Below are 24,711 nucleotides of genomic sequence, written 5' to 3' on the forward strand. Positions count from 1 at the left end.
CGGAGATAGAGATGGAACAAAAACAAGAGATTTTGGAAGAATATAAGCACTTATATGAGAAAGCGGCAACTGAAGGAGAAGCCGTTGTACGTTTAATTGAAATTATTAAGATTTTAAGAAAAGAATGTCCGTGGGATAGAGAGCAGACGCATGAAAGCCTTAGAAAATGCATGATAGAAGAGGCTTATGAGGCGGTTGAGGCCATTAATAATGACGATGTGGATAATCTGGAGGAGGAATTAGGAGATGTTCTCCTTCAAGTGATTTTCCACAGTAGATTGGCAGAAGAAGAAAATAAATTTAATTTTGTGACGGTTGTCAATAGAGAATGCGAAAAAATGCTTAGAAGACATCCACATGTTTTTTTGAAAGAAACCATTAAAACTATTGACAAAGTCATTGAAAAATGGGAAAATGTGAAAAGAAATGAGAAGGGGATCACAGACTGCAAGTCAAGGCTTGAGAATGTTCCAAGAGCATTGCCTGCTTTGATGCGTAGTTGTAAGGTTCAAGCCAAAGCGGCGGAAGTCGGTTTTGACTGGGATGATGTGAAATGCGCTTTTCACAAAATAAGAGAAGAGACTGAAGAACTAAAAGAGGTTTATGACAGGGATGATAAGGACGGCATTACGGAGGAACTGGGCGATTTGCTTTTTTCAGTTGTTAATGTTGCTCGATTTCTAAAGGTAGACCCGGAAGAGGCGTTAAATCTTACTTCCGATAAGTTTATTAGGAGGTTTAGCTTTATTGAAGACACAGCCAGGGCTCGTAAAGTTTCACTTGAGGACATGTCTTTGAAAGAGATGGACAAGCTGTGGGATATGGCAAAGATGTTAGAGAAAAAGCCTAATGCTGATTAATTTCGAGTTGCTTTAGTCACGTTTTATATTTTAAGGAGGTTTATATTCATGAACAAAGCTGAGTTAGTTGCTAGCGTAGCAGAAAAAACAGGTTTTACAAAGAAGGATGCTGAAACAGCAGTAAATGCATTTGTTGCAAGTGTTGAAGAGGCATTGGTAAAGGATGAAAAGGTACAGTTAATTGGATTTGGTACTTTTGAAACTCGTCAGAGAAAGGCAAGACAGGGAAGAAATCCTAGAAAGCCTGGAGAAACTATTGAAATCGCTGCAGCAAAGGCTCCTGTCTTTAAAGCTGGAAAAGCACTTAAGGACGCTGTAAACAAATAAGCTTAGATATACAAATTAAGGGTAGCCTCAGGGTTACCCTTTTTATATGATTGGCAGAAGGGAAAAGGGTACATGAGAATTGATAAATTTCTAAAAAATTCCAGATTAATTAAACGAAGGACGATTGCAAAAGAAGCCTGCGATCAGGAACGCATTACCATCAATGATAAAATCGCAAAGGCGGGAAGTGAAGTAAAGCCCGGTGACATCATTCACATTCAATTTGGTAACAGTTCCATAAAGGCGAGAGTTCTTGTTCTGTCGGAATCTTGTAAAAAAGAAGATGCGGCATCTATGTATGAAATCATTCAGTAATCTGATGAGGTTCTGCGCACATGAAAAATCCCTCTAAAGCAGTTTGTATTTACATGATCTGCTTTTAGAGGGATTTTATCAAAAATACACGTTTTTTCTGTTTGTCAGATGACTTTTTTTAGATACTTATTCCACACTAACGGAATCAGAAGTGTTTGAACCGGTATGGCAAAAGCTATTTTAATAAGTCTTGCGGGTAACAATACCAGGATGCCTTTTCCTGTCATGATGTATAGCCAAAAAGTATCCAGACCTAGATTCCAAAGGCAGCAGACCAACAGGGAAGCGAGGAAAGCACGCTGATATGTAATATTTTTTTTGTACAGGATGATGCCGAAGGTGGCACCGGTTAAAAATGCTGTCAGGGTGAAGCCTGGGAAATATGCGCCGGTGGGAAAAATCATCATGCCGATCAGATCTCCCAGTGCATAGGCCATTCCGGACCAAAGAGGACCAAACAGGATACCTAGCATAGCAACCGGCAGAAAGCCAAACCCCAGTCTTAGAATAGGGGTGTTTATGGAACAGAATCTGGTTAAGATGATTTCCAGAGCAATAAACAGACCCATTATGATAAGTTGTCTGATTTTTGAGTTATTTTGCATATAAAAAACTCCTTTCTCTATAAATTAAGTAGTGAACTACATGAAAGAGAAAAGAGCAAACGTCTCTTTATGTAGTAGCGGACGCAATATTGTACCGCAAACCAACGAATCGCTGTTTTTCGTTCATAAGCAACATCCCATCTTATGACACTTGACGCACAATATTTACTCTACTTTTTAGGACAATATAACACAATCAATGCATATATGCAATGATTATTCCGTCTAAAAATAATTTTTCTAAAAGAGGTTGGACAGAGAAAAAGTTTCATTATCATGAAGGAACTTCAGCTGCTCTTTCAAACAAGACAATTCTCCGGAGGAATTGGAATCATCTTCGCATATAATATAATATTTTGCCCGCGCAATGGAATAATCGGCAGCATTGAGCTTATCCGTACTGAAAAAGAAGCAGGCAATTTTTTTATAATCATGCCAGTCATCTTCAAATTTATTGAATCTGTCTTTTGCCTGTTCCCAATTACCATCTTCCACATCTGCTAAAATATCCTGCTCTATGGTATCTGTAAATTCATGAATCTTATTGTCCGAATAATTCGTATAAAGCAGGCAGGAACCTACTAACAGGAGAAGACAGGATAAAGAGATAAGGAAAGACCTCATATAATCACCTCCACGGAAATTTTCCCGTCTTTTGAAGGTTGGTATACATGAAGCTGTTTCTGCTCATCACAGAACGCCATTAAGACTTCTTTGTAAGAAACTATTTTCATAGGGAGCAAAAGAGATTTTAAATAGTCCTCGTCCCAACCTACTTTATTGAGGTTGCTTTTGTATAAGAATCCGTCACATATTAACACCAAAGGCATGATTTCTTTTGGTTTAACGATTCCCATATCACTAGGGGTAAGAGGTCTTTTATCTGGTTTGGGAATAACCGATAGATCCCCGTTGGATTCGATCACAGCATAGGCTACATCGGACAGAGAAGGAGAGTTTTTCAATCTTAGTTGCTCCGTCAAATCATTAATATTGATTCGCAGCCTTTTTAATTCCAGTTCATTAATCGCTCCATCCTCTATTAATATACTTGGCCTACCATTGATAAAGTTTTTAAACCATTCGCACTTTAAAGATAAGTAAGAAATAGTAACTTGAAGGAATAGCAGCGTAAAAATCGCAATAGTGCCATTAATTAAAGATAAATTCGTATCCTCAATCGGCAGCGATGCCAGTTCAGCTATCATGAAGAGAATGACCATTTGAAACGGTGAGAGTTTTGAAAGCTCCGATTTACCCATGATGCGAATTGCAAACAGAACCATTAAATATAAAATTCCGGTTCTTATTAATATTATAGTCAATTTTACAGCACCTCCTAATGTCTAATATTAAAAATGCCTCCATAATTCCGCAATTATAAGTATTCTGTACATAATTTAAAAGGGTTATACTTGAAAACTAGCTAAAAGACATATAAAAGCAGAACAAATTAAGAAAACCTCGATAATCTAAATCAATAAAAAATATGAAAGGTGAAATGAAGGCTCACGATAAATGTGCAGGAAGGTAAAATAAACACGAATTGGAACGGCGTTGCCGCAGGGAAGCATTCGTAGAATTGCATGGAGACGGTGCTTACATGATATAATGAACGAATGCAATGATTAAAATCGGCGTTGCTGTAAAGAAGCGTTGATTGAATCATGCTGCGATGTAGTTCGCATGATATAATAAGGCTGGATTTAAAAGAAAATGTAAATTACAGTATAAATAAAAAAGCTAAGATAAAAACTTGAAAAAAGTGTTGACAGAGAGAGGATAGTTTGGTATCCTAATAAAGCTGTCCCGTGAGACAGGGCTACTCCTTCCAAAAAGGATACCCCCTACATCTTGTAGTTCGAGCTGAAATAAGGACAAAACAAATCTATATTTTGTTTGAACTGAAAAACTCGAATGATTGAATAAACTAGAAAAAAATGAAAAAAGATGTTGACAAAGTTGCGGAATAGTATTATGATATAAAAGTTCCTTACGGAACGGTGCTGACGGTGTAAACCGCAGAAGCGCATGAACCTTGAAAACTTCATAGTGTAAAAGAATTAGTCAAGAGAACATTAGCTTGTTCTCAAAACTAAGTACAACACACTTAAAGCTATAATTTGAATGTAAATTCGGTTAAGGCTTTAATTGGTAAGACGAATTCAAAGTTTGAATGAGTCAACGTACAATTCTAAAAAACAACAATAATTCTAGGATTTATGCTTTGCATAAATTAAAGAATCAGCAAAACGCAAACGCGTTTAGCTTGAGTTAGAGACTCGATTTTATCTCGTTCAACTCTAAGTCGATCTGTAAAGGTGAGATGTAGAGGAAAGACGAGTAAGATACCATTTAATAAAGAGTTTGATCCTGGCTCAGGATGAACGCTGGCGGCGTGCCTAACACATGCAAGTCGAGCGAGAAATCTATAAGCGAATCTTCGGAAGAGCGAGTAGATGGAAAGCGGCGGACGGGTGAGTAACGCGTAGGCAACCTGCCTCATGCAGAGGGATAGCCTCGGGAAACCGGGATTAAGACCTCATGACGCTGGAGGAACACATGTTCTTCTGGTCAAAGATTTATCGGCATGAGATGGGCCTGCGTCTGATTAGCTAGTTGGTAGGGTAACGGCCTACCAAGGCAACGATCAGTAGCCGACCTGAGAGGGTAATCGGCCACATTGGAACTGAGACACGGTCCAAACTCCTACGGGAGGCAGCAGTGGGGAATATTGCACAATGGGCGAAAGCCTGATGCAGCAACGCCGCGTGAGCGAAGAAGGCCTTTGGGTCGTAAAGCTCTGTTGGAAGGGAAGAAAGAAATGACGGTACCTTCTGAGGAAGCCCCGGCTAACTACGTGCCAGCAGCCGCGGTAATACGTAGGGGGCGAGCGTTATCCGGAATTATTGGGCGTAAAGAGTGCGTAGGTGGCCAGGTAAGCGTGGGGTGAAAGGCAATAGCTTAACTATTGTAAGCCTTGCGAACTGTCTGGCTTGAGTGCAGGAGAGGAAAGCGGAATTCCTAGTGTAGCGGTGAAATGCGTAGATATTAGGAGGAACACCAGTGGCGAAGGCGGCTTTCTGGACTGTAACTGACACTGAGGCACGAAAGCGTGGGGAGCAAACAGGATTAGATACCCTGGTAGTCCACGCCGTAAACGATGAGCACTAGGTGTCGGGGCCGCAAGGCTTCGGTGCCGCAGTTAACGCATTAAGTGCTCCGCCTGGGGAGTACGCACGCAAGTGTGAAACTCAAAGGAATTGACGGGGACCCGCACAAGCAGCGGAGCATGTGGTTTAATTCGAAGCAACGCGAAGAACCTTACCAGGACTTGACATCCTACTGACAGACCCGTAACGGGGTCCTTCTTCGGACAGTAGAGACAGGTGGTGCATGGTTGTCGTCAGCTCGTGTCGTGAGATGTTGGGTTAAGTCCCGCAACGAGCGCAACCCTTGTCAATAGTTGCCAGCAGTAAGATGGGCACTCTATTGAGACTGCCGTGGATAACACGGAGGAAGGTGGGGATGACGTCAAATCATCATGCCCCTTATGTTCTGGGCTACACACGTGCTACAATGGCTGGAACAGAGAGAAGCGAGACTGTGAAGTGGAGCAAATCTTAGAAAACCAGTCCCAGTTCGGATTGCAGGCTGCAACTCGCCTGCATGAAGTTGGAGTTGCTAGTAATCGCAGATCAGAATGCTGCGGTGAATGCGTTCCCGGGTCTTGTACACACCGCCCGTCACACCATGGAAGTTGGGGGTGCCCGAAGTCGGCTAGTAAATAGGCTGCCTAAGGCAAAACCAATGACTGGGGTGAAGTCGTAACAAGGTAGCCGTATCGGAAGGTGCGGCTGGATCACCTCCTTTCTAAGGAGACTAAAGTCTTTTGCACTATGAGTTTTATACATGGGCTTGTAGCTCAGGTGGTTAGAGCGCACGCCTGATAAGCGTGAGGTCGGAGGTTCGAGTCCTCCCAAGCCCACCAGAACACATTTTTTAATGTGTGAAAAGGTCTAAAGGGATGAGAACCTGAAAAGGAAAGAATTCTTTTAAACCACCAGAACTTTGAAGGAAGTTCGGGAATGTACTTTGAAAACTGGATAATATGCAATAAATATCAGAAATCAAAAGTATGTGATATGAAAATATCTTCATACAAATTGACAACGAAATCGAGGTTATCTATGAGAATAGATAGCAAACAGTTATATAACAAGACAGAGTCTTTTCGAGCCGAGAGGCAAGGAAGAATGATGTCGGGTGTAAAATATGACTACGATTTCAACCGAGAAACCAGAAGAAATGCAAGCTTTTTTACTAAAGCGAAGTTTCTTAACAAATACAAATCCTGTTTAACGCTAAACAGGTAAAATGCTGGTCAAGCAATAAAGAGCATAAGGTGAATGCCTTGGCACTAGGAGCCGACGAAGGACGTGGCAAGCTGCGAAAAGCTGCGGTGAGGAGCAAACATCCGTGAACCCGCAGATGTCCGAATGGGGGAACCCACCTATGGTAATGCGTAGGTATCCTATGATGAATATATAGTCATAGAGAAGGTAACCCGGGGAACTGAAACATCTAAGTACCCGGAGGAAGAGAAAGAAACATCGATTTCCTAAGTAGCGGCGAGCGAAAGGGAAAGAGGCCAAACCATAGTTTACTATGGGGTTGAGGACACTCATCATGTATGGCGTGTATAGTCGAAGCTGTTTGGAAAGGCAGACCGAAGAGGGTAAAAGTCCCGTAGACGAAATGCACAAGATGCAGAGTGGATCCAGAGTACCACCGGACACGTGAAACCCGGTGGGAAGCCGGGGGGCCCACCCCCCAAGCCTAAATACTACCTAGTGACCGATAGAGAATAGTACCGTGAGGGAAAGGTGAAAAGAACCCCGGGAGGGGAGTGAAAGAGAACCTGAAACCTTATGCTTACAAGCAAAGGGAGCGCAAGTGACCTTGTACTTTTTGTAGAACGGGCCAACGAGTTATGGTGTGTAGCGAGGTTAAGGTGCTGGAGCACCGGAGCCGAAGCGAAAGCGAGTCTTAAAAGGGCGAGTTAGTTATATGCTGTAGACCCGAAACCGGGTGACCTATCCATGTGCAGGTTGAAGCGAGAGTAAAATCTCGTGGAGGACCGAACTCATGTCTGTTGAAAAAGGCTGGGATGACGTGTGGATAGCGGTGAAATTCCAATCGAACCCGGATATAGCTGGTTCTCCTCGAAATAGCTTTAGGGCTAGCCTCAAGGAATGTGATACTCGGAGGTAGAGCACTGAATGTTCTAGGGGCCTTCACCGGTTACCGAAAACTATCAAACTCCGAATGCCGAAGTATTAAACTTGGGAGTCAGACTATGTGAGATAAGTTTCATAGTCGAAAGGGAAACAGCCCAGACCAACAGCTAAGGTCCCAAAATGTAAGTTAAGTGGAAAAGGATGTGGAGCTGCATAAACAGCTAGGATGTTGGCTTAGAAGCAGCCACTCATTTAAAGAGTGCGTAATAGCTCACTAGTCGAGTGGCTCTGCGCCGAAGATAAACGGGGCTAAAACTTACTACCGAAGCTTTGGAATATCAGTAATGATGTTGGTAGAGGAGCATCGTATACGGGCAGAAGCAGAGATGGAAGTCTATGTGGACTGTATACGAGAGAGAATGTTGGCATGAGTAGCGTAAGGCAGGTGAGAATCCTGTCCACCGAAAATCTAAGGTTTCCTGAGGAAGGTTCGTCCACTCAGGGTTAGTCGGGGCCTAAGCCGAGAGCGAGAGCTGTAGGCGATGGACAACTGGTTGAGATTCCAGTACCACCGAAATTCGTTTGAGCGAAGTGGGGACACAGAAGGATAAGTTGAGCGCGCCGTTGGTAGAGCGCGTCTAAGCATTAAGGGAGATAGAGTAGGCAAATCCGCTGTATCAATTCTGAGATGTGATGGGGAGGGAAATAAAAGTACCGAAGCAACTGATTTCACACTGTCAAGAAAAGCCGCTAGTGAGAATGTAGGTGCCCGTACCGCAAACCGACACAGGTAGATGAGGAGAGAATCCTAAGGTGAGCGAGAGAACTATTGTTAAGGAACTCGGCAAAATAACCCCGTAACTTCGGGAGAAGGGGTGCCTGCGAAAGCAGGCCGCAGTGAAAAGGCCCAGGCGACTGTTTACCAAAAACACAGGTCTCTGCGAAAGCGAAAGCTGAAGTATAGGGGCTGACGCCTGCCCGGTGCTGGAAGGTTAAGGGGAAGTGTAAGGGCAACCGAAGCACAGAACTTAAGCCCCAGTAAACGGCGGCCGTAACTATAACGGTCCTAAGGTAGCGAAATTCCTTGTCGGGTAAGTTCCGACCCGCACGAAAGGCGTAACGATCTGGGCACTGTCTCAACAATAGACTCGGTGAAATTGTAGTACCGGTAAAGATGCCGGTTACCCGCAGCAGGACGGAAAGACCCCATGGAGCTTTACTGCAGCTTGATATTGGATTTCGGCGTTGCATGTACAGGATAGGTGGGAGGCAAAGAAGCTAGTACGCCAGTATTAGCGGAGCCACCGTTGGGATACCACTCTTGTAACGTTGAAGTTCTAACTTAGTACCGTAAACCGGTATGAGGACAGTGTCAGGCGGGCAGTTTGACTGGGGCGGTCGCCTCCTAAAGAGTAACGGAGGCGCCCAAAGGTTCCCTCAGCGCGGTCGGAAATCGCGCGAAGAGTGTAAAGGCAGAAGGGAGCTTGACTGCGAGACAGACAGGTCGAGCAGGGACGAAAGTCGGGCTTAGTGATCCGGTGGTACCGAGTGGAAGGGCCATCGCTCAACGGATAAAAGCTACCCTGGGGATAACAGGCTGATACCGCCCAAGAGTCCACATCGACGGCGGTGTTTGGCACCTCGATGTCGGCTCGTCTCATCCTGGGGCTGAAGTAGGTCCCAAGGGTTGGGCTGTTCGCCCATTAAAGAGGTACGCGAGCTGGGTTCAGAACGTCGTGAGACAGTTCGGTCCCTATCCGCTGTGGGCGTTGGAAATTTGAGTGGAGCTGTCCTTAGTACGAGAGGACCGGGATGGACATACCTCTGGTGCACCAGTTGTCTTGCCAAAGGCATAGCTGGGTAGCCACGTATGGAAGGGATAAGCGCTGAAAGCATCTAAGTGCGAAGCCCCCCACAAGAAGAGATTTCCTCCAGAAATGGTAAGACCCGTGAGAGACGATCACGTAGATAGGTCGGAGGTGGAAGTGCAGTAATGTATGGAGCTGACCGATACTAATAGGTCGAGCGCTTGACCAAGAGAAGGTTTCAAGGGAAGAGGACTGATAGGAAGGTATGTTATCCAGTTTTGAGAGTATGCTCTCAAAAGGAAACAAGTGAATAAGCAGATAGCGAGTAGAAATACAAGCTAGAAGCGAACAGAATAGCGAAGGGAATTTTTTAATAGCCAAGGCGTGCGAAGGAAGAGGAGCGGAATGTACAAAGGTACATGAGCACCGCATGAGAGAGCAAGAACGAAGGCTAATGAAAAATTAACAAGCTAAATCCGGTGACAATAGCGAGGAGGAACCACCTGTACCCATCTCGAACACAGAAGTTAAGCTCCTTAGCGCCGATGATACTTGGCGGGCAGCTGCCTGGGAAAGTAGGACGTTGCCGGTTTTTAAAATGGCTCCATGGTCAAGCGGTCAAGACACCGCCCTTTCACGGCGGTAACCCGGGTTCGATTCCCGGTGGAGTCACCAGAATAAGCGCGATTGGCGGAATTGGCAGACGCACTAGACTTAGGATCTAGCGGGCGACCGTGGGGGTTCAAGTCCCTCATCGCGCACCACGTAAGAAATACCTTAGAATTTTAATGGTTCTAAGGTTTTTTTGTTATAAAAAAGGCCAAATGAGCACCGACTCGACATTATGACAGATCTTTCATTTCAAAAACGGGTAATAATTAGGTAAAATTTTCAAAACAAACTTGACAAAAAATGTCCAGAATAGTATATTGAATATAGAAAGAAAAATTTATAGAAAGAGTGGAGGGGACGAATCTGCTGATTACAAGAGAAACAGATTATGCTTTGAGGATATTAAGGGCACTGGCAGACGGAGAGCAGCTTACGTCGGGTGAAATATGCCAAAGAGAGGTATTGCCTCAAACTTTTGTATATAAAATTTTAAAAAAATTAAATAGGGCGGGTCTTGTTCATATAACAAGGGGTGCAGAAGGTGGATGTAAACTTTCCGCAGATTTAAGAGAGGTGAGCTTATACGACTTGATGAATATTATTGAGGCTAAAAAGCCTATAAGCAGTTGTATGGAAGAAGGCTATTCTTGTGCATGGAGACAGAAATCCGGCTCGCCGTGTAAGGTACACGGCAATCTTACTAAAATACAAAAGATTTTAGATGAACAACTGAAGTCTTATAGTATTTATAGAATCTTGTTTGAAGAATAGGAGGAACCATCCGTTTTGCGGAAATAGTATGCCTATAAAATAACAATTATTTAAAGGGAGGATAGGATATGTTGTTTAAAACTACAGAAGAGCACGAAGCTTTACGTGCGAGAATCAGAGAATTTGCAGAAACCGAATTAAAGCCACAAACTTTTCTGCTGGACAAGGAAAATGCATTTCCGACAGAAATTGTTAAGCAGTTAGGAAAAATGGGAATCTTAGGGATACCTTATCCAAAAGAATATGGGGGCATGGGACTGGATATTATCAGCTATGCTATAGCTGTTGAAGAATTGGCAAGAGTGGACGGCGGTACAGGCGTTATCCTTTCTGCTCATGTTTCTTTAGGCTCATGGCCTATTTTTGCATACGGCACAGAAGAGCAAAAACAAAAATATTTGATTCCGTTAGCGAAAGGAGAGAAATTAGGAGCCTTCGGTCTTACAGAACCAAACGCAGGAAGCGATGCAGGCGGAACTGAAACCACTGCAGTTCTGGAAGGAGATCATTACATATTAAACGGTGGTAAGATCTTTATTACAAATGCAGATAAAGCGGAAACCTATGTTATTTTTGCTGTTACAACACCAGATATTGGTACGAGAGGAATCAGTGCTTTTATAGTTGAAAAAGGCTGGGAGGGCTTTACCTTCGGTGACCATTACGATAAAATGGGAATTAGATCCTCTTCTACGGCAGAACTGATTTTCAATGATGTAAAAGTTCCAAAAGAAAATCTATTGGGACAAGAGGGGCAGGGATTTAAGATTGCTATGTCTACCTTAGATGGCGGACGTATCGGAATTGCTTCTCAGGCGTTAGGCATTGCACAGGGAGCATATGAAAATGCTCTGGAATATTCCAAGGAACGTATTCAGTTTGGGAAACCAATCTGCCAGCAGCAGTCGATTTCCTTTAAACTGGCAGATATGGCAACTAAGCTTCGCACATCAAGGCTGCTGATTTATAGTGCCGCAGATCTTAAAGAACATCACGAACCTTATGGCTTGGAGTCTGCTATGGCCAAACAATACGCTTCAGATCGATGTCTTGAAATTGTAAATGACGCATTGCAGATTTTCGGAGGGAATGGTTACCTTAAAGGTATGGAGGTTGAACGTGCATATCGTGATGCAAAGATTTGTACTATTTATGAGGGAACAAATGAAATTCAGCGAGTTGTTATAGCTTCCCATATTATTGGAAAGATGCCAAAGGAAGAAACTGCTCCAGGCCCTAAAAAAGGAGCACTTACCGGTGTTCGAAAAAAGCTGATTTTAAAAGAAGGAACAGCAAAAGAGCGGGTTGACGCTTTGGTAGAGTCTTTAAAAGCGGATGGATATGATTTCACTGTAGGAATTGATATAGATACTCCGATTTCAAAAGCCGAAAGAGTAGTCAGTGCAGGAAAAGGAATCGGAAGCAAAGAGAATATGGAATTGATTAAAGCATTGGCTGTACAGGCGGGAGCAGCTGTAGGCTCTTCACGTCCTGTAGCTGAGACGCTGAAGTATGTGCCTTTAAATCGTTATGTTGGAATGTCTGGACAGAAATTTAACGGAAATCTTTATATTGCATGTGGAATTTCCGGGGCCGGTCAGCATTTAAAAGGAATTAAAGATGCGACGACCATAGTCGCCATCAATAACAATGCCAATGCACCTATTTTCAAGAATTGTGATTACGGTATTGTAGGAGACGTATTGGAAATATTACCGCTTTTGACGGCAGCTTTGGACAATGGCGAACCGAAAAAGCCAGCCCCTCCTATGAAAAAAATGAAGAGATCTATTCCTAAAAACACTGCGCCTGCATGGAAAACATATGTATGCAGCGGTTGCGGATATGAATATAATCCAGCTGTGGGAGATCCGGAAAATGATATAAGACCGGGGACAACTTTTGATGCACTTCCGGAAGAATGGATATGTCCGGACTGCGGAGAGGCAAAAGACAGTTTTATAGAAGTCTGATATAGGATTTCGGTAGCGAACATCTTTGATAAGGAGGATTGAAAATGTATTGTGTTAGAAAAGTAACGGATAATCTTTATTGGGTCGGTGCTAATGAGCATCGTTTGGAACTCTTTGAAAATATTCATCCGATTCCAAAAGGCGTATCCTATAATTCATACCTGCTTCTTGACAAACAGACTGTTCTGTTTGATACGGTAGATTGGGCAGTTTGCCGGCAATTTTTAGAAAATGTAGAGCATGTTTTGGCAGGAAGAACATTAGACTATTTAGTAATAAATCATTTGGAGCCGGATCATGGGGCATCCATAGAGGAAATAATACTTCGTTACCCAAAAGTCAAGATTATAAGTAATGAAAAAGCATTTATGATGATGAGGCAATTTGCTTTTCCTATCGATGGCAGAATAGAAGAAGTAAAAGAGGGAGATACCAAAAGTTTTGGGAAACATACGGTGACATTTGTAGCAGCCCCTATGGTTCACTGGCCAGAAGTCATGGTCACTTTTGATACCACCAATGGTGTCCTGTTTTCAGCAGACGCCTTTGGATCTTTTGGAGCTTTAGACGGAAAGCTGTTTAATGATGAAGTGAATTTCGACCGGGATTGGATTGATGATGCCAGACGATATTATACCAACATTGTAGGGAAATACGGTCCTCATGTACAGTCCCTGCTGAAAAAGGCTTCCGGAATAGATATAAAAATCATATGTCCGCTGCACGGTCCTGTTTGGAGAAGCGATTTAGGTTATTTTATTGATAAATATGACAAGTGGAGTCGATATGAGCCGGAAGAAAAAGGAGTCGTGATCGTTTATGCATCTATGTATGGCAATACGGAAAGCGCTGCAACGGCTCTTGCCACTAAGCTCGTGGAGCAGGGAGTAACGAATGTCTCCATGTATGATGCATCCAAAACACATGTTTCAACCTTAATTTCAGAAACCTTCCGAGTGAGCCATGTGGTTTTAGCTTCTGTGACTTACAATTTGGGAATATATCCTCCTATGCACAATTATCTTATGGATATGAAAGCCTTAAACCTCCAGAATCGTACCATAGCCATAGTAGAGAATGGATCTTGGGCATGCAAATCCGGGACATTGATGCAGGAGTTTTTAGAAAATGAGATGAAGAAGATGACTGTGCTGGATGATAGACTTACATTGAATTCAGCTATGAATGAGGATAAACTTCCGGATATGGATACTCTTGTAGACAGTATTATAGAATCTATGAAGTAATTTGTACTGTTTATAAATAACAATATTTATAAGTTGCTTTATTCTCTGTGATATGGTACTATTACAACAGAATTTAAAAGAGATAGGAGTTGAAAAAATGCGTAATTTTTCTTGCTAATTTTATAAAGCATAATAAAATTTTGAATATGACCTTGTGTCATACCGCCTGTTTTGTTGTGCTTATGCAAGAAAGTTACGAAATGATTTTGACTCCATAATAATATATTGCTGGATTCTCTCTGTTTTGAACAGGGAACGGCCTTACTGTATTTTATGAGCTGCAAGAATGGACTTTCTTGCAGCTTTAATCATTTTTAATACAGGAGGTACTTTTATGTCTCAGATAAATATTTCTAAATTAACCTTTGCTTATGACGGCAGTTACGATAATATTATTGAAAATGCAAGCTTCCAAATTGATACGGATTGGAAATTAGGTTTCATTGGGAGAAATGGCAAGGGAAAAACAACCTTTCTTAAATTATTGCTCGGCCAGTATGATTACAGCGGGCATATATCAGCTAATGTAGAATTTGAATACTTTCCTTATGAAGTAAAGGATCCTGAATTAAACACCATAGATGTGATAGACAGTATTTGTACAGACTATGTTTATTGGGAGATGATGCGTGAGTTATCACTGCTTTATGTTTCAGAAGATGTTTTATATCGTCCGTTTTATACACTCAGCAATGGGGAACAAACGAAAGTGTTACTGGCTGCCTTATTTTTAAAAGAAAATAGATTTTTGTTGATTGATGAACCGACCAACCATTTGGATCTGAGTGCCAGAGAGATTGTTTGCAAATACTTGAATTCTAAAAAGGGTTTTATTTTGGTATCCCATGACAGGGCTTTTATGGACCATTGTATTGACCATGTTCTTTCATTTAATAAGACAAATATTGAAGTACAAAAAGGTAATTTTTCATCCTGGTGGATAAACAAGGAAATGCAAGACAATTTTGAGCTGATGAAAAATGAGAAATTAAAAAAAGATATTAAACGCTTGGGAGAGGCTTCAAAGCAAACCGCTGTCTGGTCTAATAAGGTGGAGCAGACAAAGAATGGAACTAAAAATGCCGGATTGAAACCAGATAAAGGATACATTGGGCATAAAGCGGAAAAAATGATGAAACGTTCTAAATCGATTGAAGGGAGAAAAAATTCTGCCATAAAAGAAAAATCGGAGCTTTTAATGAATGTTGAGAGATCAGATGACCTAAAAATATTTTCTCTTCCTTTTCATGATGAACAATTGATTGAATTAAGGGATGTTTCTATATTTTATGGAGAAAAAATGGTTTGTAAACCAATCTGCCTTACTATAGAGCAAGGGGAACGAATTGCTTTGTGCGGTAAAAATGGTTCGGGAAAATCAAGTCTGTTGAAGCTTATAGGTGGGGAGTCCTTGGTATACACAGGGGACTTTCGGAAAAAAAGCCAGTTAAAGATTTCTTACGTACCGCAGGATGCATCTTTTCTTTGTGGAAATCTGACAGACTATGCTGTGAATCATGAGCTAGACGAAAGTCTTTTTAAAGCTATTTTGCGTAAGCTGGATTTTTCCAGAATACAATTTGAAAAAGATATGTCAGATTATAGCGGAGGACAGAAGAAAAAGGTTTTGATTGCCAAAAGTCTTTGTGAGAGAGCCCATCTATATATTTGGGATGAACCCCTTAATTATGTGGATGTCATTTCCCGCATGCAAATTGAAAGTCTGCTGCTGGAATATGCTCCAACGATTCTGTTCGTTGAACATGACCGGGTCTTCTGTGAAAAAGTTGCAACAAAAACAATAATCTTATAAAGAAAAATCTACAGTCATCAAAAGAATCTTTCCTTTATATACTTGTAATAATATATTTAAATGTAAGGAGAATATCTGCAAGTAAAAAGTGGGAGTTAAATATGATAAAAAGCTTGGATAATAATTTGGATATTGAAGTCCAAACAATCGTTAATAATTTATATGTTCCATGGGCTATAGCCATCAGCGACGATGACACCATATATTTTACCGAGCGTTCCGGAAATATTAAAATGATCAAAAGAGGCACGAATATGCCACAGCTTATTTTTACCTTTACGGAGCCTTTTATCGCTGTAGGGGAAGGCGGAGCATTGGGTCTTGCACTGGATCCGGAATTTTCACAAAATAATTATATGTATGTTATGCATACATATATGGAGGAAGAACAGACTTATAATCGTGTAGTTAGACTAAGGCTGCAAGGCGGTGAAGCTTTTGTTGATCAAGTATTGATAGACAGAATCCCCGGAGGACGGACACACAACGGCGGCAGGATAAAAGTCGGTCCGGATCAAAAATTATATATAACTACAGGCGATGCGGGGGATCCTATGCAGGCACAAGATCCAAACAGTTTGGCAGGCAAAATCCTTCGAATCAATTTAGATGGAACGATTCCTGAGGATAATCCGTTCAGCAATTCTCCGGTATACAGCTTAGGCTATCGAAATCCTCAGGGACTGGCTTGGAATACAAATGGCCTTTTATATGCATCTGAACATGGACCGATAGCTCATGATGAGATCAATATCGTTTTGCCGGGGGCAAATTATGGCTGGCCTCTGGTTCAAGGAGATGAGGAAAGTTCAGATAGGACCGTAACTTCTCCTTTGATACAAAGCGGGGAAGAAACCTGGGCACCTTCCGGAATTGCATTTGCAGATCGGGGAGTCTGGCAGGGAAGATTGCTGGCGGCGACTTTAAGGGGAAATCGATTAATAGTTATGGATTTGAATGAAGAGGGAACACAAGTAATAAATGTAGGAAATTGGCTGCAAGATACGTATGGACGTTTGCGTGAAGTCGTCCAGGCTAATGATGGATCTTTTTATCTAGCTACAAACAATACGGATGGAAGAGGAAGCTCCAGAAGCGGAGGCGATAAAATAATACATCTTACGGTTAGAACGTGAAGCTCTGGTCGAGAAAGGAAAATCAGCTGGCTTAACCGATAAAAAGCGGAAATGATGGAATAACAAAAGAACGTAATCAGTTGATTACGTTCTTTTGTTTGAATTTGGTGACTCCACCGGGAATCGAACCCGGGTTACCGCCGTGAGAGGGCGGTGTCTTGACCGCTTGACCATGGAGCCATTTTGCGACCACGTTCTATATTATAACATATATTTTAAAGATGTAAAGTACTAATATTTAATTACTCTTAAAATAAGCATTTTCGATATAAATTATATAAAAGAAAGTAATTTCCCTATAAAATGAATAAATTTTCGGAAAGAATTTGTTAAGATCTATGTAAGATCAGCAGATTGTACCCGTAGAATATACTGTAAAAAATTCAAGTTGCAATGGATATGTCGAAATCAGGGAGGAATGAAGCAGCTATTGTTAAATCTGATCAAGAATAGTATAAATAGAAAATAATAAGAAAACATTAAGCGGTAATAATAGAAAAATAAGAAGAAATAACTATATGTATAAAAAAAGCAGCTTTGCCACTACCGTTTTAGCTGGCATTTTAATGACAGCTTTGTATGATATTGCAACATATGGCAAGCGATATTTCCTACGTAATAAAAAAGTGAATAGAAAAGGGAAAAAAGTGTTGACAGAGAGAGGATAGTTTGGTATCCTAATAAAGCTGTCCCGTGAGACAGGGCTACTCCTTCTAAAAAGGATACCCCCTACATCTTGTAGTTCGAGCTGAAATAAGGACAAAACAAATCTATATTTTGTTTGAACTGAAAAACTCGAATGATTGAATAAACTAGAAAAAAATGAAAAAAGATGTTGACAAAGTTGCGGAATAGTATTATGATATAAAAGTTCCTTACGGAACGGCGCTGACGGTGTAAACCGCAGAAGCGCATGAACCTTGAAAACTTCATAGTGTAAAAGAATTAGTCAAGAGAACATTAGCTTGTTCTCAAAACTAAGTACAACACACTTAAAGCTATAATTTGAATGTAAATTCGGTTAAGGCTTTAATTGGTAAGACGAATTCAAAGTTGAAGGAGTCAACGTACAATTCTAAAAAACAACAATAATTCTAGGATTTATGCTTTGCATAAATTAAAGAATCAGCAAAACGCAAACGCGTTTAGCTTGAGTTAGAGACTCGATTTTATCTCGTTCAATTCTAAGTCGATCCGTAAAGGTGAGATGCAGAGGAAAGACGAGTAAGATACCATTTAATAAAGAGTTTGATCCTGGCTCAGGATGAACGCTGGCGGCGTGCCTAACACATGCAAGTCGAGCGAGAAATCTATAAGCGAATCTTCGGAAGAGCGAGTAGATGGAAAGCGGCGGACGGGTGAGTAACGCGTAGGCAACCTGCCTCATGCAGAGGGATAGCCTCGGGAAACCGGGATTAAGACCTCATGACGCTGGAGGAACACATGTTCTTCTGGTCAAAGATTTATCGGCATGAGATGGGCCTGCGTCTGATTAGCTAGTTGGTAGGGTAACGGCCTACCAAGGCAACGATCAGTAGCCGACCTGAGAGGGTAATCGGCCACATTGGAACTGAGACACGGTCCAAACTCCTACGGGAGGCAGCAGTGGGGAATATTGCACAATGGGCGAAAGCCTGATGCAGCAACGCCGCGTGAGCGAAGAAGGCCTTTGGGTCGTAAAGCTCTGTTGGAAGGGAAGAAAGAAATGACGGTACCTTCTGAGGAAGCCCCGGCTAACTACGTGCCAGCAGCCGCGGTAATACGTAGGGGGCGAGCGTTATCCGGAATTATTGGGCGTAAAGAGTGCGTAGGTGGCCAGGTAAGCGTGGGGTGAAAGGCAATAGCTTAACTATTGTAAGCCTTGCGAACTGTCTGGCTTGAGTGCAGGAGAGGAAAGCGGAATTCCTAGTGTAGCGGTGAAATGCGTAGATATTAGGAGGAACACCAGTGGCGAAGGCGGCTTTCTGGACTGTAACTGACACTGAGGCACGAAAGCGTGGGGAGCAAACAGGATTAGATACCCTGGTAGTCCACGCCGTAAACGATGAGCACTAGGTGTCGGGGCCGCAAGGCTTCGGTGCCGCAGTTAACGCATTAAGTGCTCCGCCTGGGGAGTACGCACGCAAGTGTGAAACTCAAAGGAATTGACGGGGACCCGCACAAGCAGCGGAGCATGTGGTTTAATTCGAAGCAACGCGAAGAACCTTACCAGGACTTGACATCCTACTGACAGACCCGTAACGGGGTCCTTCTTCGGACAGTAGAGACAGGTGGTGCATGGTTGTCGTCAGCTCGTGTCGTGAGATGTTGGGTTAAGTCCCGCAACGAGCGCAACCCTTGTCAATAGTTGCCAGCAGTAAGATGGGCACTCTATTGAGACTGCCGTGGATAACACGGAGGAAGGTGGGGATGACGTCAAATCATCATGCCCCTTATGTTCTGGGCTACACACGTGCTACAATGGCTGGAACAGAGAGAAGCGAGACTGTGAAGTGGAGCAAATCTTAGAAAACCAGTCCCAGTTCGGATTGCAGGCTGCAACTCGCCTGCATGAAGTTGGAGTTGCTAGTAATCGCAGATCAGAATGCTGCGGTGAATGCGTTCCCGGGTCTTGTACACACCGCCCGTCACACCATGGAAGTTGGGGGTGCCCGAAGTCGGCTAGTAAATAGGCTGCCTAAGGCAAAACCAATGACTGGGGTGAAGTCGTAACAAGGTAGCCGTATCGGAAGGTGCGGCTGGATCACCTCCTTTCTAAGGAGACTAAAGTCTTTTGCACTATGAGTTTTATACATGGGGAATTAGCTCAGCTGGGAGAGCACCTGCCTTGCACGCAGGGGGTCAAGAGTTCGATCCTCTTATTCTCCACCACCAGAACTTTGGAAGAAGTTCGGGAATGTACTTTGAAAACTGGATAATATGCAATAAATATCAGAAATCAAAAGTATGTGATATGAAAATATCTTCATACAAATTGACAACGAAATCGAGGTTATCTATGAGAATAGATAGCAAACAGTTATATAACAAGACAGAGTCTTTTCGAGCCGAGAGGCAAGGAAGAATGATGTCGGGTGTAAAATATGACTACGATTTCAACCGAGAAACCAGAAGAAATGCAAGCTTTTTTACTAAAGCGAAGTTTCTTAACAAATACAAATCCTGTTTAACGCTAAACAGGTAAAATGCTGGTCAAGCAATAAAGAGCATAAGGTGAATGCCTTGGCACTAGGAGCCGACGAAGGACGTGGCAAGCTGCGAAAAGCTGCGGTGAGGAGCAAACATCCGTGAACCCGCAGATGTCCGAATGGGGGAACCCACCTATGGTAATGCGTAGGTATCCTATGATGAATATATAGTCATAGAGAAGGTAACCCGGGGAACTGAAACATCTAAGTACCCGGAGGAAGAGAAAGAAACATCGATTTCCTAAGTAGCGGCGAGCGAAAGGGAAAGAGGCCAAACCATAGTTTACTATGGGGTTGAGGACACTCATCATGTATGGCGTGTATAGTCGAAGCTGTTTGGAAAGGCAGACCGAAGAGGGTAAAAGTCCCGTAGACGAAATGCACAAGATGCAGAGTGGATCCAGAGTACCACCGGACACGTGAAACCCGGTGGGAAGCCGGGGGGTCCACCCCCCAAGCCTAAATACTACCTAGTGACCGATAGAGAATAGTACCGTGAGGGAAAGGTGAAAAGAACCCCGGGAGGGGAGTGAAAGAGAACCTGAAACCTTATGCTTACAAGCAAAGGGAGCGCAAGTGACCTTGTACTTTTTGTAGAACGGGCCAACGAGTTATGGTGTGTAGCGAGGTTAAGGTGCTGGAGCACCGGAGCCGAAGCGAAAGCGAGTCTTAAAAGGGCGAGTTAGTTATATGCTGTAGACCCGAAACCGGGTGACCTATCCATGTGCAGGTTGAAGCGAGAGTAAAATCTCGTGGAGGACCGAACTCATGTCTGTTGAAAAAGGCTGGGATGACGTGTGGATAGCGGTGAAATTCCAATCGAACCCGGATATAGCTGGTTCTCCTCGAAATAGCTTTAGGGCTAGCCTCAAGGAATGTGATACTCGGAGGTAGAGCACTGAATGTTCTAGGGGCCTTCACCGGTTACCGAAAACTATCAAACTCCGAATGCCGAAGTATTAAACTTGGGAGTCAGACTATGTGAGATAAGTTTCATAGTCGAAAGGGAAACAGCCCAGACCAACAGCTAAGGTCCCAAAATGTAAGTTAAGTGGAAAAGGATGTGGAGCTGCATAAACAGCTAGGATGTTGGCTTAGAAGCAGCCACTCATTTAAAGAGTGCGTAATAGCTCACTAGTCGAGTGGCTCTGCGCCGAAGATAAACGGGGCTAAAACTTACTACCGAAGCTTTGGAATATCAGTAATGATGTTGGTAGAGGAGCATCGTATACGGGCAGAAGCAGAGATGGAAGTCTATGTGGACTGTATACGAGAGAGAATGTTGGCATGAGTAGCGTAAGGCAGGTGAGAATCCTGTCCACCGAAAATCTAAGGTTTCCTGAGGAAGGTTCGTCCACTCAGGGTTAGTCGGGGCCTAAGCCGAGAGCGAGAGCTGTAGGCGATGGACAACTGGTTGAGATTCCAGTACCACCGAAATTCGTTTGAGCGAAGTGGGGACACAGAAGGATAAGTTGAGCGCGCCGTTGGTAGAGCGCGTCTAAGCATTAAGGGAGATAGAGTAGGCAAATCCGCTGTATCAATTCTGAGATGTGATGGGGAGGGAAATAAAAGTACCGAAGCAACTGATTTCACACTGTCAAGAAAAGCCGCTAGTGAGAATGTAGGTGCCCGTACCGCAAACCGACACAGGTAGATGAGGAGAGAATCCTAAGGTGAGCGAGAGAACTATTGTTAAGGAACTCGGCAAAATAACCCCGTAACTTCGGGAGAAGGGGTGCCTGCGAAAGCAGGCCGCAGTGAAAAGGCCCAGGCGACTGTTTACCAAAAACACAGGTCTCTGCGAAAGCGAAAGCTGAAGTATAGGGGCTGACGCCTGCCCGGTGCTGGAAGGTTAAGGGGAAGTGTAAGGGCAACCGAAGCACAGAACTTAAGCCCCAGTAAACGGCGGCCGTAACTATAACGGTCCTAAGGTAGCGAAATTCCTTGTCGGGTAAGTTCCGACCCGCACGAAAGGCGTAACGATCTGGGCACTGTCTCAACAATAGACTCGGTGAAATTGTAGTACCGGTAAAGATGCCGGTTACCCGCAGCAGGACGGAAAGACCCCATGGAGCTTTACTGCAGCTTGATATTGGATTTCGGCGTTGCATGTACAGGATAGGTGGGAGGCAAAGAAGCTAGTACGCCAGTATTAGCGGAGCCACCGTTGGGATACCACTCTTGTAACGTTGAAGTTCTAACTTAGTACCGTAAACCGGTATGAGGACAGTGTCAGGCGGGCAGTTTGACTGGGGCGGTCGCCTCCTAAAGAGTAACGGAGGCGCCCAAAGGTTCCCTCAGCGCGGTCGGAAATCGCGCGAAGAGTGTAAAGGCAGAAGGGAGCTTGACTGCGAGACAGACAGGTCGAGCAGGGACGAAAGTCGGGCTTAGTGATCCGGTGGTACCGAGTGGAAGGGCCATCGCTCAACGGATAAAAGCTACCCTGGGGATAACAGGCTGATACCGCCCAAGAGTCCACATCGACGGCGGTGTTTGGCACCTCGATGTCGGCTCGTCTCATCCTGGGGCTGAAGTAGGTCCCAAGGGTTGGGCTGTTCGCCCATTAAAGAGGTACGCGAGCTGGGTTCAGAACGTCGTGAGACAGTTCGGTCCCTATCCGCTGTGGGCGTTGGAAATTTGAGTGGAGCTGTCCTTAGTACGAGAGGACCGGGATGGACATACCTCTGGTGCACCAGTTGTCTTGCCAAAGGCATAGCTGGGTAGCCACGTATGGAAGGGATAAGCGCTGAAAGCATCTAAGTGCGAAGCCCCCCACAAGAAGAGATTTCCTCCAGAAATGGTAAGACCCGTGAGAGACGATCACGTAGATAGGTCGGAGGTGGAAGTGCAGTAATGTATGGAGCTGACCGATACTAATAGGTCGAGCGCTTGACCAAGAGAAGGTTTCAAGGGAAGAGGACTGATAGGAAGGTATGTTATCCAGTTTTGAGAGTATGCTCTCAAGAGGAAACAAGTGAATAAGCAGATAGCGAGTAGGAATACAAGCTAAATCCGGTGACAATAGCGAGGAGGAACCACCTGTACCCATCTCGAACACAGAAGTTAAGCTCCTTAGCGCCGATGATACTTGGCGGGCAGCTGCCTGGGAAAGTAGGACGTTGCCGGTTTTTAAAATGGCTCCATGGTCAAGCGGTCAAGACACCGCCCTTTCACGGCGGTAACCCGGGTTCGATTCCCGGTGGAGTCACCAGAATAAGCGCGATTGGCGGAATTGGCAGACGCACTAGACTTAGGATCTAGCGGGCGACCGTGGGGGTTCAAGTCCCTCATCGCGCACCACGTAAGAAATACCTTGAAATCATTGATAATTCAATGTGATCAAGGTGTTTTTTTATCTATTTTTATGGGATATTATTACTATATATTACCGGATTCCTACACACTATCTATGGGAATCGATGTGGAGTTATATTTCTCTATACTGCCCTTCTGAAAGTTTTTGCTCTTCATATATTTATAATATGGAGGGGGATGATTATGAGGATAAGAAAAAGAAAAAGATATACCTTTCAATTATTTGCGTTGCTTTAGTTGCTTTATTTGGAACTATTTGTTATTTCCTACTATCCGATTTAATAAATTTGTCTGAAGAATCGCCAAACAAAATTATTGCAGGAGGTATACTTCATTCCTCTTTGCATGTCTCAGGCGGATCTATACCCGTAATGAAACCAGAGGATCTTAGCAGTGAACGTTTTCAGAGGCCGTCTAAGGAGTGCCCATACCCTAATCCATACACGTTCCAAGATTTTCGAAAAGACAATAATAAATTACCGCTGATTTCGAAAAAATTTAAAAATCCTGAGGATTTAATTCTTGCATATTATGGGATATTGCAAGAAGCCTCCAATATGCTTGGCTATTCGGGTGGATGCGGTACCATTGGGTGGTCTGGATTGCCTTATCCCTATTCATATGAATTATTGACTGGAGACAAACAACAAGAAATGCCCTTTGATCAATATGTGGATTCATTTAGTGGAATCGGATATACAACACTTTTGAAACTGCTCCCCGCATATACACCTGCCGATACGGATCATCATATAAAATACTATATGGTTGAAATCGAGATAATAACTGGAGCTAAAGCAGACACGGATGAGGGGTATAACCAAGGAAGTCAATTTGCCTACTATTATGGTTTGATCACAGTGGAGCAAACGAATAATGAAGGCTGGAAGATTAAAAATATTTACTATATTCCTGAAGACTTTCTTTGCGCGCCCATGCATAGTTGGTTCTATCTTTCTGATGCCGTAGTACAAATTGTTTATGGGGAAAATTTAAAACGAATCGATAAAATTGATAGCACAGAACAAAAAGACCATGTGGTTCGTATTTATGCATCTGGAAACGGAAAAAGCTATCGGTTTGATTTTGTCAGACTTACCAATGGATATGATATTCTACTTCACGAATATATTCTTGGTAATGAAGGCTGGAAAGAAACCAGTTTATTGGGGGAAGAGTGGAAAGACATGAAGCTGACCATAAATAACAGTGAACTGCGTAAAACCGTATAAATTGTTGAATAAAATGGGAAATTTTTGTATCTTGATTCTTGCAGATACATATTTTATGGGAATCCGTTCATAATATTACGGAGGTGATAAAGATGAATAAAAATTTAGGCGATGTTAAATTAAAAGATCTGGGAAAAGCTACGACAGACTCTCTTAAAGAAATGGGAGAAGATATTTTAGATAAGACGGAAGAAAAAGTTCGTGAAATGAAGGAAAAAATAGAAGAAGAAAATAGGGATATGCGTTAGATTTTTTTAGTTTGCACGAGT

Annotated in this window: 14 protein-coding genes, 7 tRNA genes, 6 rRNA genes and 1 riboswitch; of the genes, 23 read left to right on the plus strand and 4 right to left on the minus strand. The window is 43.0% G+C overall.

Annotated features, from left to right (window positions below):
• Window positions 1-11: 11 nt before the first annotated feature.
• The 3 genes from mazG to EQM06_RS04360 all read left to right on the plus strand — a co-directional run bounded on the left by mazG (window position 12) and on the right by EQM06_RS04360 (window position 1,502).
• Window positions 12-860 (plus strand): nucleoside triphosphate pyrophosphohydrolase, encoded by an 849-nt coding sequence (mazG, locus tag EQM06_RS04350; RefSeq protein WP_128745174.1) that lies wholly within the window; start codon window positions 12-14, stop codon window positions 858-860.
• Window positions 861-908: 48 nt separating this feature from the next.
• Window positions 909-1,187, plus strand: coding sequence for an HU family DNA-binding protein (locus EQM06_RS04355; RefSeq protein WP_128745175.1), 279 nt, complete (start codon window positions 909-911; stop codon window positions 1,185-1,187).
• Window positions 1,188-1,259: 72 nt separating this feature from the next.
• Complete coding sequence (locus tag EQM06_RS04360; RefSeq protein ID WP_128745176.1) at window positions 1,260-1,502, plus strand: RNA-binding S4 domain-containing protein; 243 nt, start codon at window positions 1,260-1,262, stop codon at window positions 1,500-1,502.
• Window positions 1,503-1,606: 104 nt separating this feature from the next.
• Here EQM06_RS04360 and EQM06_RS04365 read toward each other — a convergent pair whose 3' ends face one another.
• From EQM06_RS04365 to EQM06_RS04375, 3 genes are all read right to left on the minus strand, one after another.
• Window positions 1,607-2,107: a folate family ECF transporter S component gene (locus tag EQM06_RS04365; protein ID WP_128745177.1), complete on the minus strand. Its 501-nt coding sequence runs from the start codon at window positions 2,105-2,107 to the stop codon at window positions 1,607-1,609.
• A 73-nt stretch (window positions 2,108-2,180) separates the two neighbouring features.
• Window positions 2,181-2,282: riboswitch (THF riboswitch) on the minus strand.
• Window positions 2,283-2,347: 65 nt separating this feature from the next.
• Window positions 2,348-2,731: a DUF4363 family protein gene (locus EQM06_RS04370; protein ID WP_128745178.1), complete on the minus strand. Its 384-nt coding sequence runs from the start codon at window positions 2,729-2,731 to the stop codon at window positions 2,348-2,350.
• Window positions 2,728-3,432 (minus strand): DUF421 domain-containing protein, encoded by a 705-nt coding sequence (locus tag EQM06_RS04375; RefSeq protein WP_128745179.1) that lies wholly within the window; start codon window positions 3,430-3,432, stop codon window positions 2,728-2,730. Before EQM06_RS04375 ends, EQM06_RS04370 begins: the two co-directional genes overlap by 4 nt.
• A gap of 1,030 nt (window positions 3,433-4,462) precedes the next feature.
• Between EQM06_RS04375 and EQM06_RS04380 the strand changes: the two genes are divergently transcribed.
• From EQM06_RS04380 to EQM06_RS04430, 11 genes are all read left to right on the plus strand, one after another.
• A 16S ribosomal RNA gene (locus EQM06_RS04380) occupies window positions 4,463-5,980 on the plus strand.
• Window positions 5,981-6,021: 41 nt separating this feature from the next.
• Window positions 6,022-6,098, plus strand: a tRNA-Ile gene (locus EQM06_RS04385).
• Window positions 6,099-6,489: 391 nt separating this feature from the next.
• Window positions 6,490-9,384 (plus strand): 23S ribosomal RNA (locus EQM06_RS04390).
• A gap of 246 nt (window positions 9,385-9,630) precedes the next feature.
• A 5S ribosomal RNA gene (gene rrf, locus EQM06_RS04395) occupies window positions 9,631-9,747 on the plus strand.
• Together the 16S, 23S and 5S rRNA genes with 3 tRNA genes alongside form the textbook arrangement of a ribosomal RNA operon.
• 8 nt (window positions 9,748-9,755) lie before the next feature.
• A tRNA-Glu gene (locus EQM06_RS04400) sits at window positions 9,756-9,830 on the plus strand.
• Between the two features lie 6 nt (window positions 9,831-9,836).
• Window positions 9,837-9,919 (plus strand) — tRNA-Leu (locus tag EQM06_RS04405).
• Between the two features lie 196 nt (window positions 9,920-10,115).
• Window positions 10,116-10,538 (plus strand): RrF2 family transcriptional regulator, encoded by a 423-nt coding sequence (locus EQM06_RS04410; protein WP_230975022.1) that lies wholly within the window; start codon window positions 10,116-10,118, stop codon window positions 10,536-10,538.
• A gap of 68 nt (window positions 10,539-10,606) precedes the next feature.
• Complete coding sequence (locus EQM06_RS13545; protein WP_128745180.1) at window positions 10,607-12,511, plus strand: acyl-CoA dehydrogenase family protein; 1,905 nt, start codon at window positions 10,607-10,609, stop codon at window positions 12,509-12,511.
• Window positions 12,512-12,555: 44 nt separating this feature from the next.
• Window positions 12,556-13,758 (plus strand): FprA family A-type flavoprotein, encoded by a 1,203-nt coding sequence (locus EQM06_RS04420; RefSeq protein ID WP_128745181.1) that lies wholly within the window; start codon window positions 12,556-12,558, stop codon window positions 13,756-13,758.
• Window positions 13,759-14,092: 334 nt separating this feature from the next.
• Complete coding sequence (abc-f, locus tag EQM06_RS04425; protein ID WP_128745182.1) at window positions 14,093-15,571, plus strand: ribosomal protection-like ABC-F family protein; 1,479 nt, start codon at window positions 14,093-14,095, stop codon at window positions 15,569-15,571.
• Window positions 15,572-15,672: 101 nt separating this feature from the next.
• Complete coding sequence (locus EQM06_RS04430) at window positions 15,673-16,707, plus strand: PQQ-dependent sugar dehydrogenase (protein WP_128745183.1); 1,035 nt, start codon at window positions 15,673-15,675, stop codon at window positions 16,705-16,707.
• A gap of 105 nt (window positions 16,708-16,812) precedes the next feature.
• Here the strand turns inward: EQM06_RS04430 and EQM06_RS04435 are convergent.
• Window positions 16,813-16,887: transfer RNA gene (locus tag EQM06_RS04435), tRNA-Glu, on the minus strand.
• 338 nt (window positions 16,888-17,225) lie between these two features.
• Between EQM06_RS04435 and EQM06_RS12860 the strand changes: the two genes are divergently transcribed.
• The 9 genes from EQM06_RS12860 (at window position 17,226) to EQM06_RS12865 (ending at window position 24,690) form a co-directional block, all read left to right on the plus strand.
• Window positions 17,226-17,375 (plus strand): hypothetical protein, encoded by a 150-nt coding sequence (locus tag EQM06_RS12860; RefSeq protein ID WP_164914345.1) that lies wholly within the window; start codon window positions 17,226-17,228, stop codon window positions 17,373-17,375.
• Window positions 17,376-17,943: 568 nt separating this feature from the next.
• Window positions 17,944-19,461 (plus strand): 16S ribosomal RNA (locus EQM06_RS04440).
• 41 nt (window positions 19,462-19,502) lie between these two features.
• Window positions 19,503-19,578 (plus strand) — tRNA-Ala (locus EQM06_RS04445).
• A 319-nt stretch (window positions 19,579-19,897) separates the two neighbouring features.
• Window positions 19,898-22,792: ribosomal RNA gene (locus EQM06_RS04450) — 23S ribosomal RNA — on the plus strand.
• 114 nt (window positions 22,793-22,906) lie between these two features.
• Window positions 22,907-23,023: ribosomal RNA gene (gene rrf / locus EQM06_RS04455) — 5S ribosomal RNA — on the plus strand.
• 8 nt (window positions 23,024-23,031) lie between these two features.
• Window positions 23,032-23,106, plus strand: a tRNA-Glu gene (locus EQM06_RS04460).
• 6 nt (window positions 23,107-23,112) lie between these two features.
• A tRNA-Leu gene (locus EQM06_RS04465) sits at window positions 23,113-23,195 on the plus strand.
• Window positions 23,196-23,314: 119 nt separating this feature from the next.
• Window positions 23,315-24,442: a hypothetical protein gene (locus tag EQM06_RS04470; protein ID WP_205666593.1), complete on the plus strand. Its 1,128-nt coding sequence runs from the start codon at window positions 23,315-23,317 to the stop codon at window positions 24,440-24,442.
• 92 nt (window positions 24,443-24,534) lie between these two features.
• Window positions 24,535-24,690: a hypothetical protein gene (locus EQM06_RS12865; protein ID WP_164914346.1), complete on the plus strand. Its 156-nt coding sequence runs from the start codon at window positions 24,535-24,537 to the stop codon at window positions 24,688-24,690.
• The last annotated feature ends 21 nt before the right edge of the window (window positions 24,691-24,711 follow it).

Source organism: Aminipila luticellarii (assembly GCF_004103735.1).
Taxonomy (GTDB): domain Bacteria; phylum Bacillota; class Clostridia; order Peptostreptococcales; family Anaerovoracaceae; genus Aminipila; species Aminipila luticellarii.

Coding starts and splice junctions, on each gene's coding strand:
- mazG (WP_128745174.1), top strand. CDS start 12: ATGGAACAAAAACAAGAGATTTTGGAAGAATATAAGCACTTATATGAG.
- EQM06_RS04355 (WP_128745175.1), top strand. CDS start 909: ATGAACAAAGCTGAGTTAGTTGCTAGCGTAGCAGAAAAAACAGGTTTT.
- EQM06_RS04360 (WP_128745176.1), top strand. CDS start 1,260: ATGAGAATTGATAAATTTCTAAAAAATTCCAGATTAATTAAACGAAGG.
- EQM06_RS04365 (WP_128745177.1), bottom strand. CDS start 2,107: ATGCAAAATAACTCAAAAATCAGACAACTTATCATAATGGGTCTGTTT.
- EQM06_RS04370 (WP_128745178.1), bottom strand. CDS start 2,731: ATGAGGTCTTTCCTTATCTCTTTATCCTGTCTTCTCCTGTTAGTAGGT.
- EQM06_RS13545 (WP_128745180.1), top strand. CDS start 10,607: ATGTTGTTTAAAACTACAGAAGAGCACGAAGCTTTACGTGCGAGAATC.
- EQM06_RS04420 (WP_128745181.1), top strand. CDS start 12,556: ATGTATTGTGTTAGAAAAGTAACGGATAATCTTTATTGGGTCGGTGCT.
- abc-f (WP_128745182.1), top strand. CDS start 14,093: ATGTCTCAGATAAATATTTCTAAATTAACCTTTGCTTATGACGGCAGT.
- EQM06_RS04430 (WP_128745183.1), top strand. CDS start 15,673: ATGATAAAAAGCTTGGATAATAATTTGGATATTGAAGTCCAAACAATC.
- EQM06_RS12860 (WP_164914345.1), top strand. CDS start 17,226: ATGTATAAAAAAAGCAGCTTTGCCACTACCGTTTTAGCTGGCATTTTA.
- EQM06_RS04470 (WP_205666593.1), top strand. CDS start 23,315: ATGTGGAGTTATATTTCTCTATACTGCCCTTCTGAAAGTTTTTGCTCT.
- EQM06_RS12865 (WP_164914346.1), top strand. CDS start 24,535: ATGAATAAAAATTTAGGCGATGTTAAATTAAAAGATCTGGGAAAAGCT.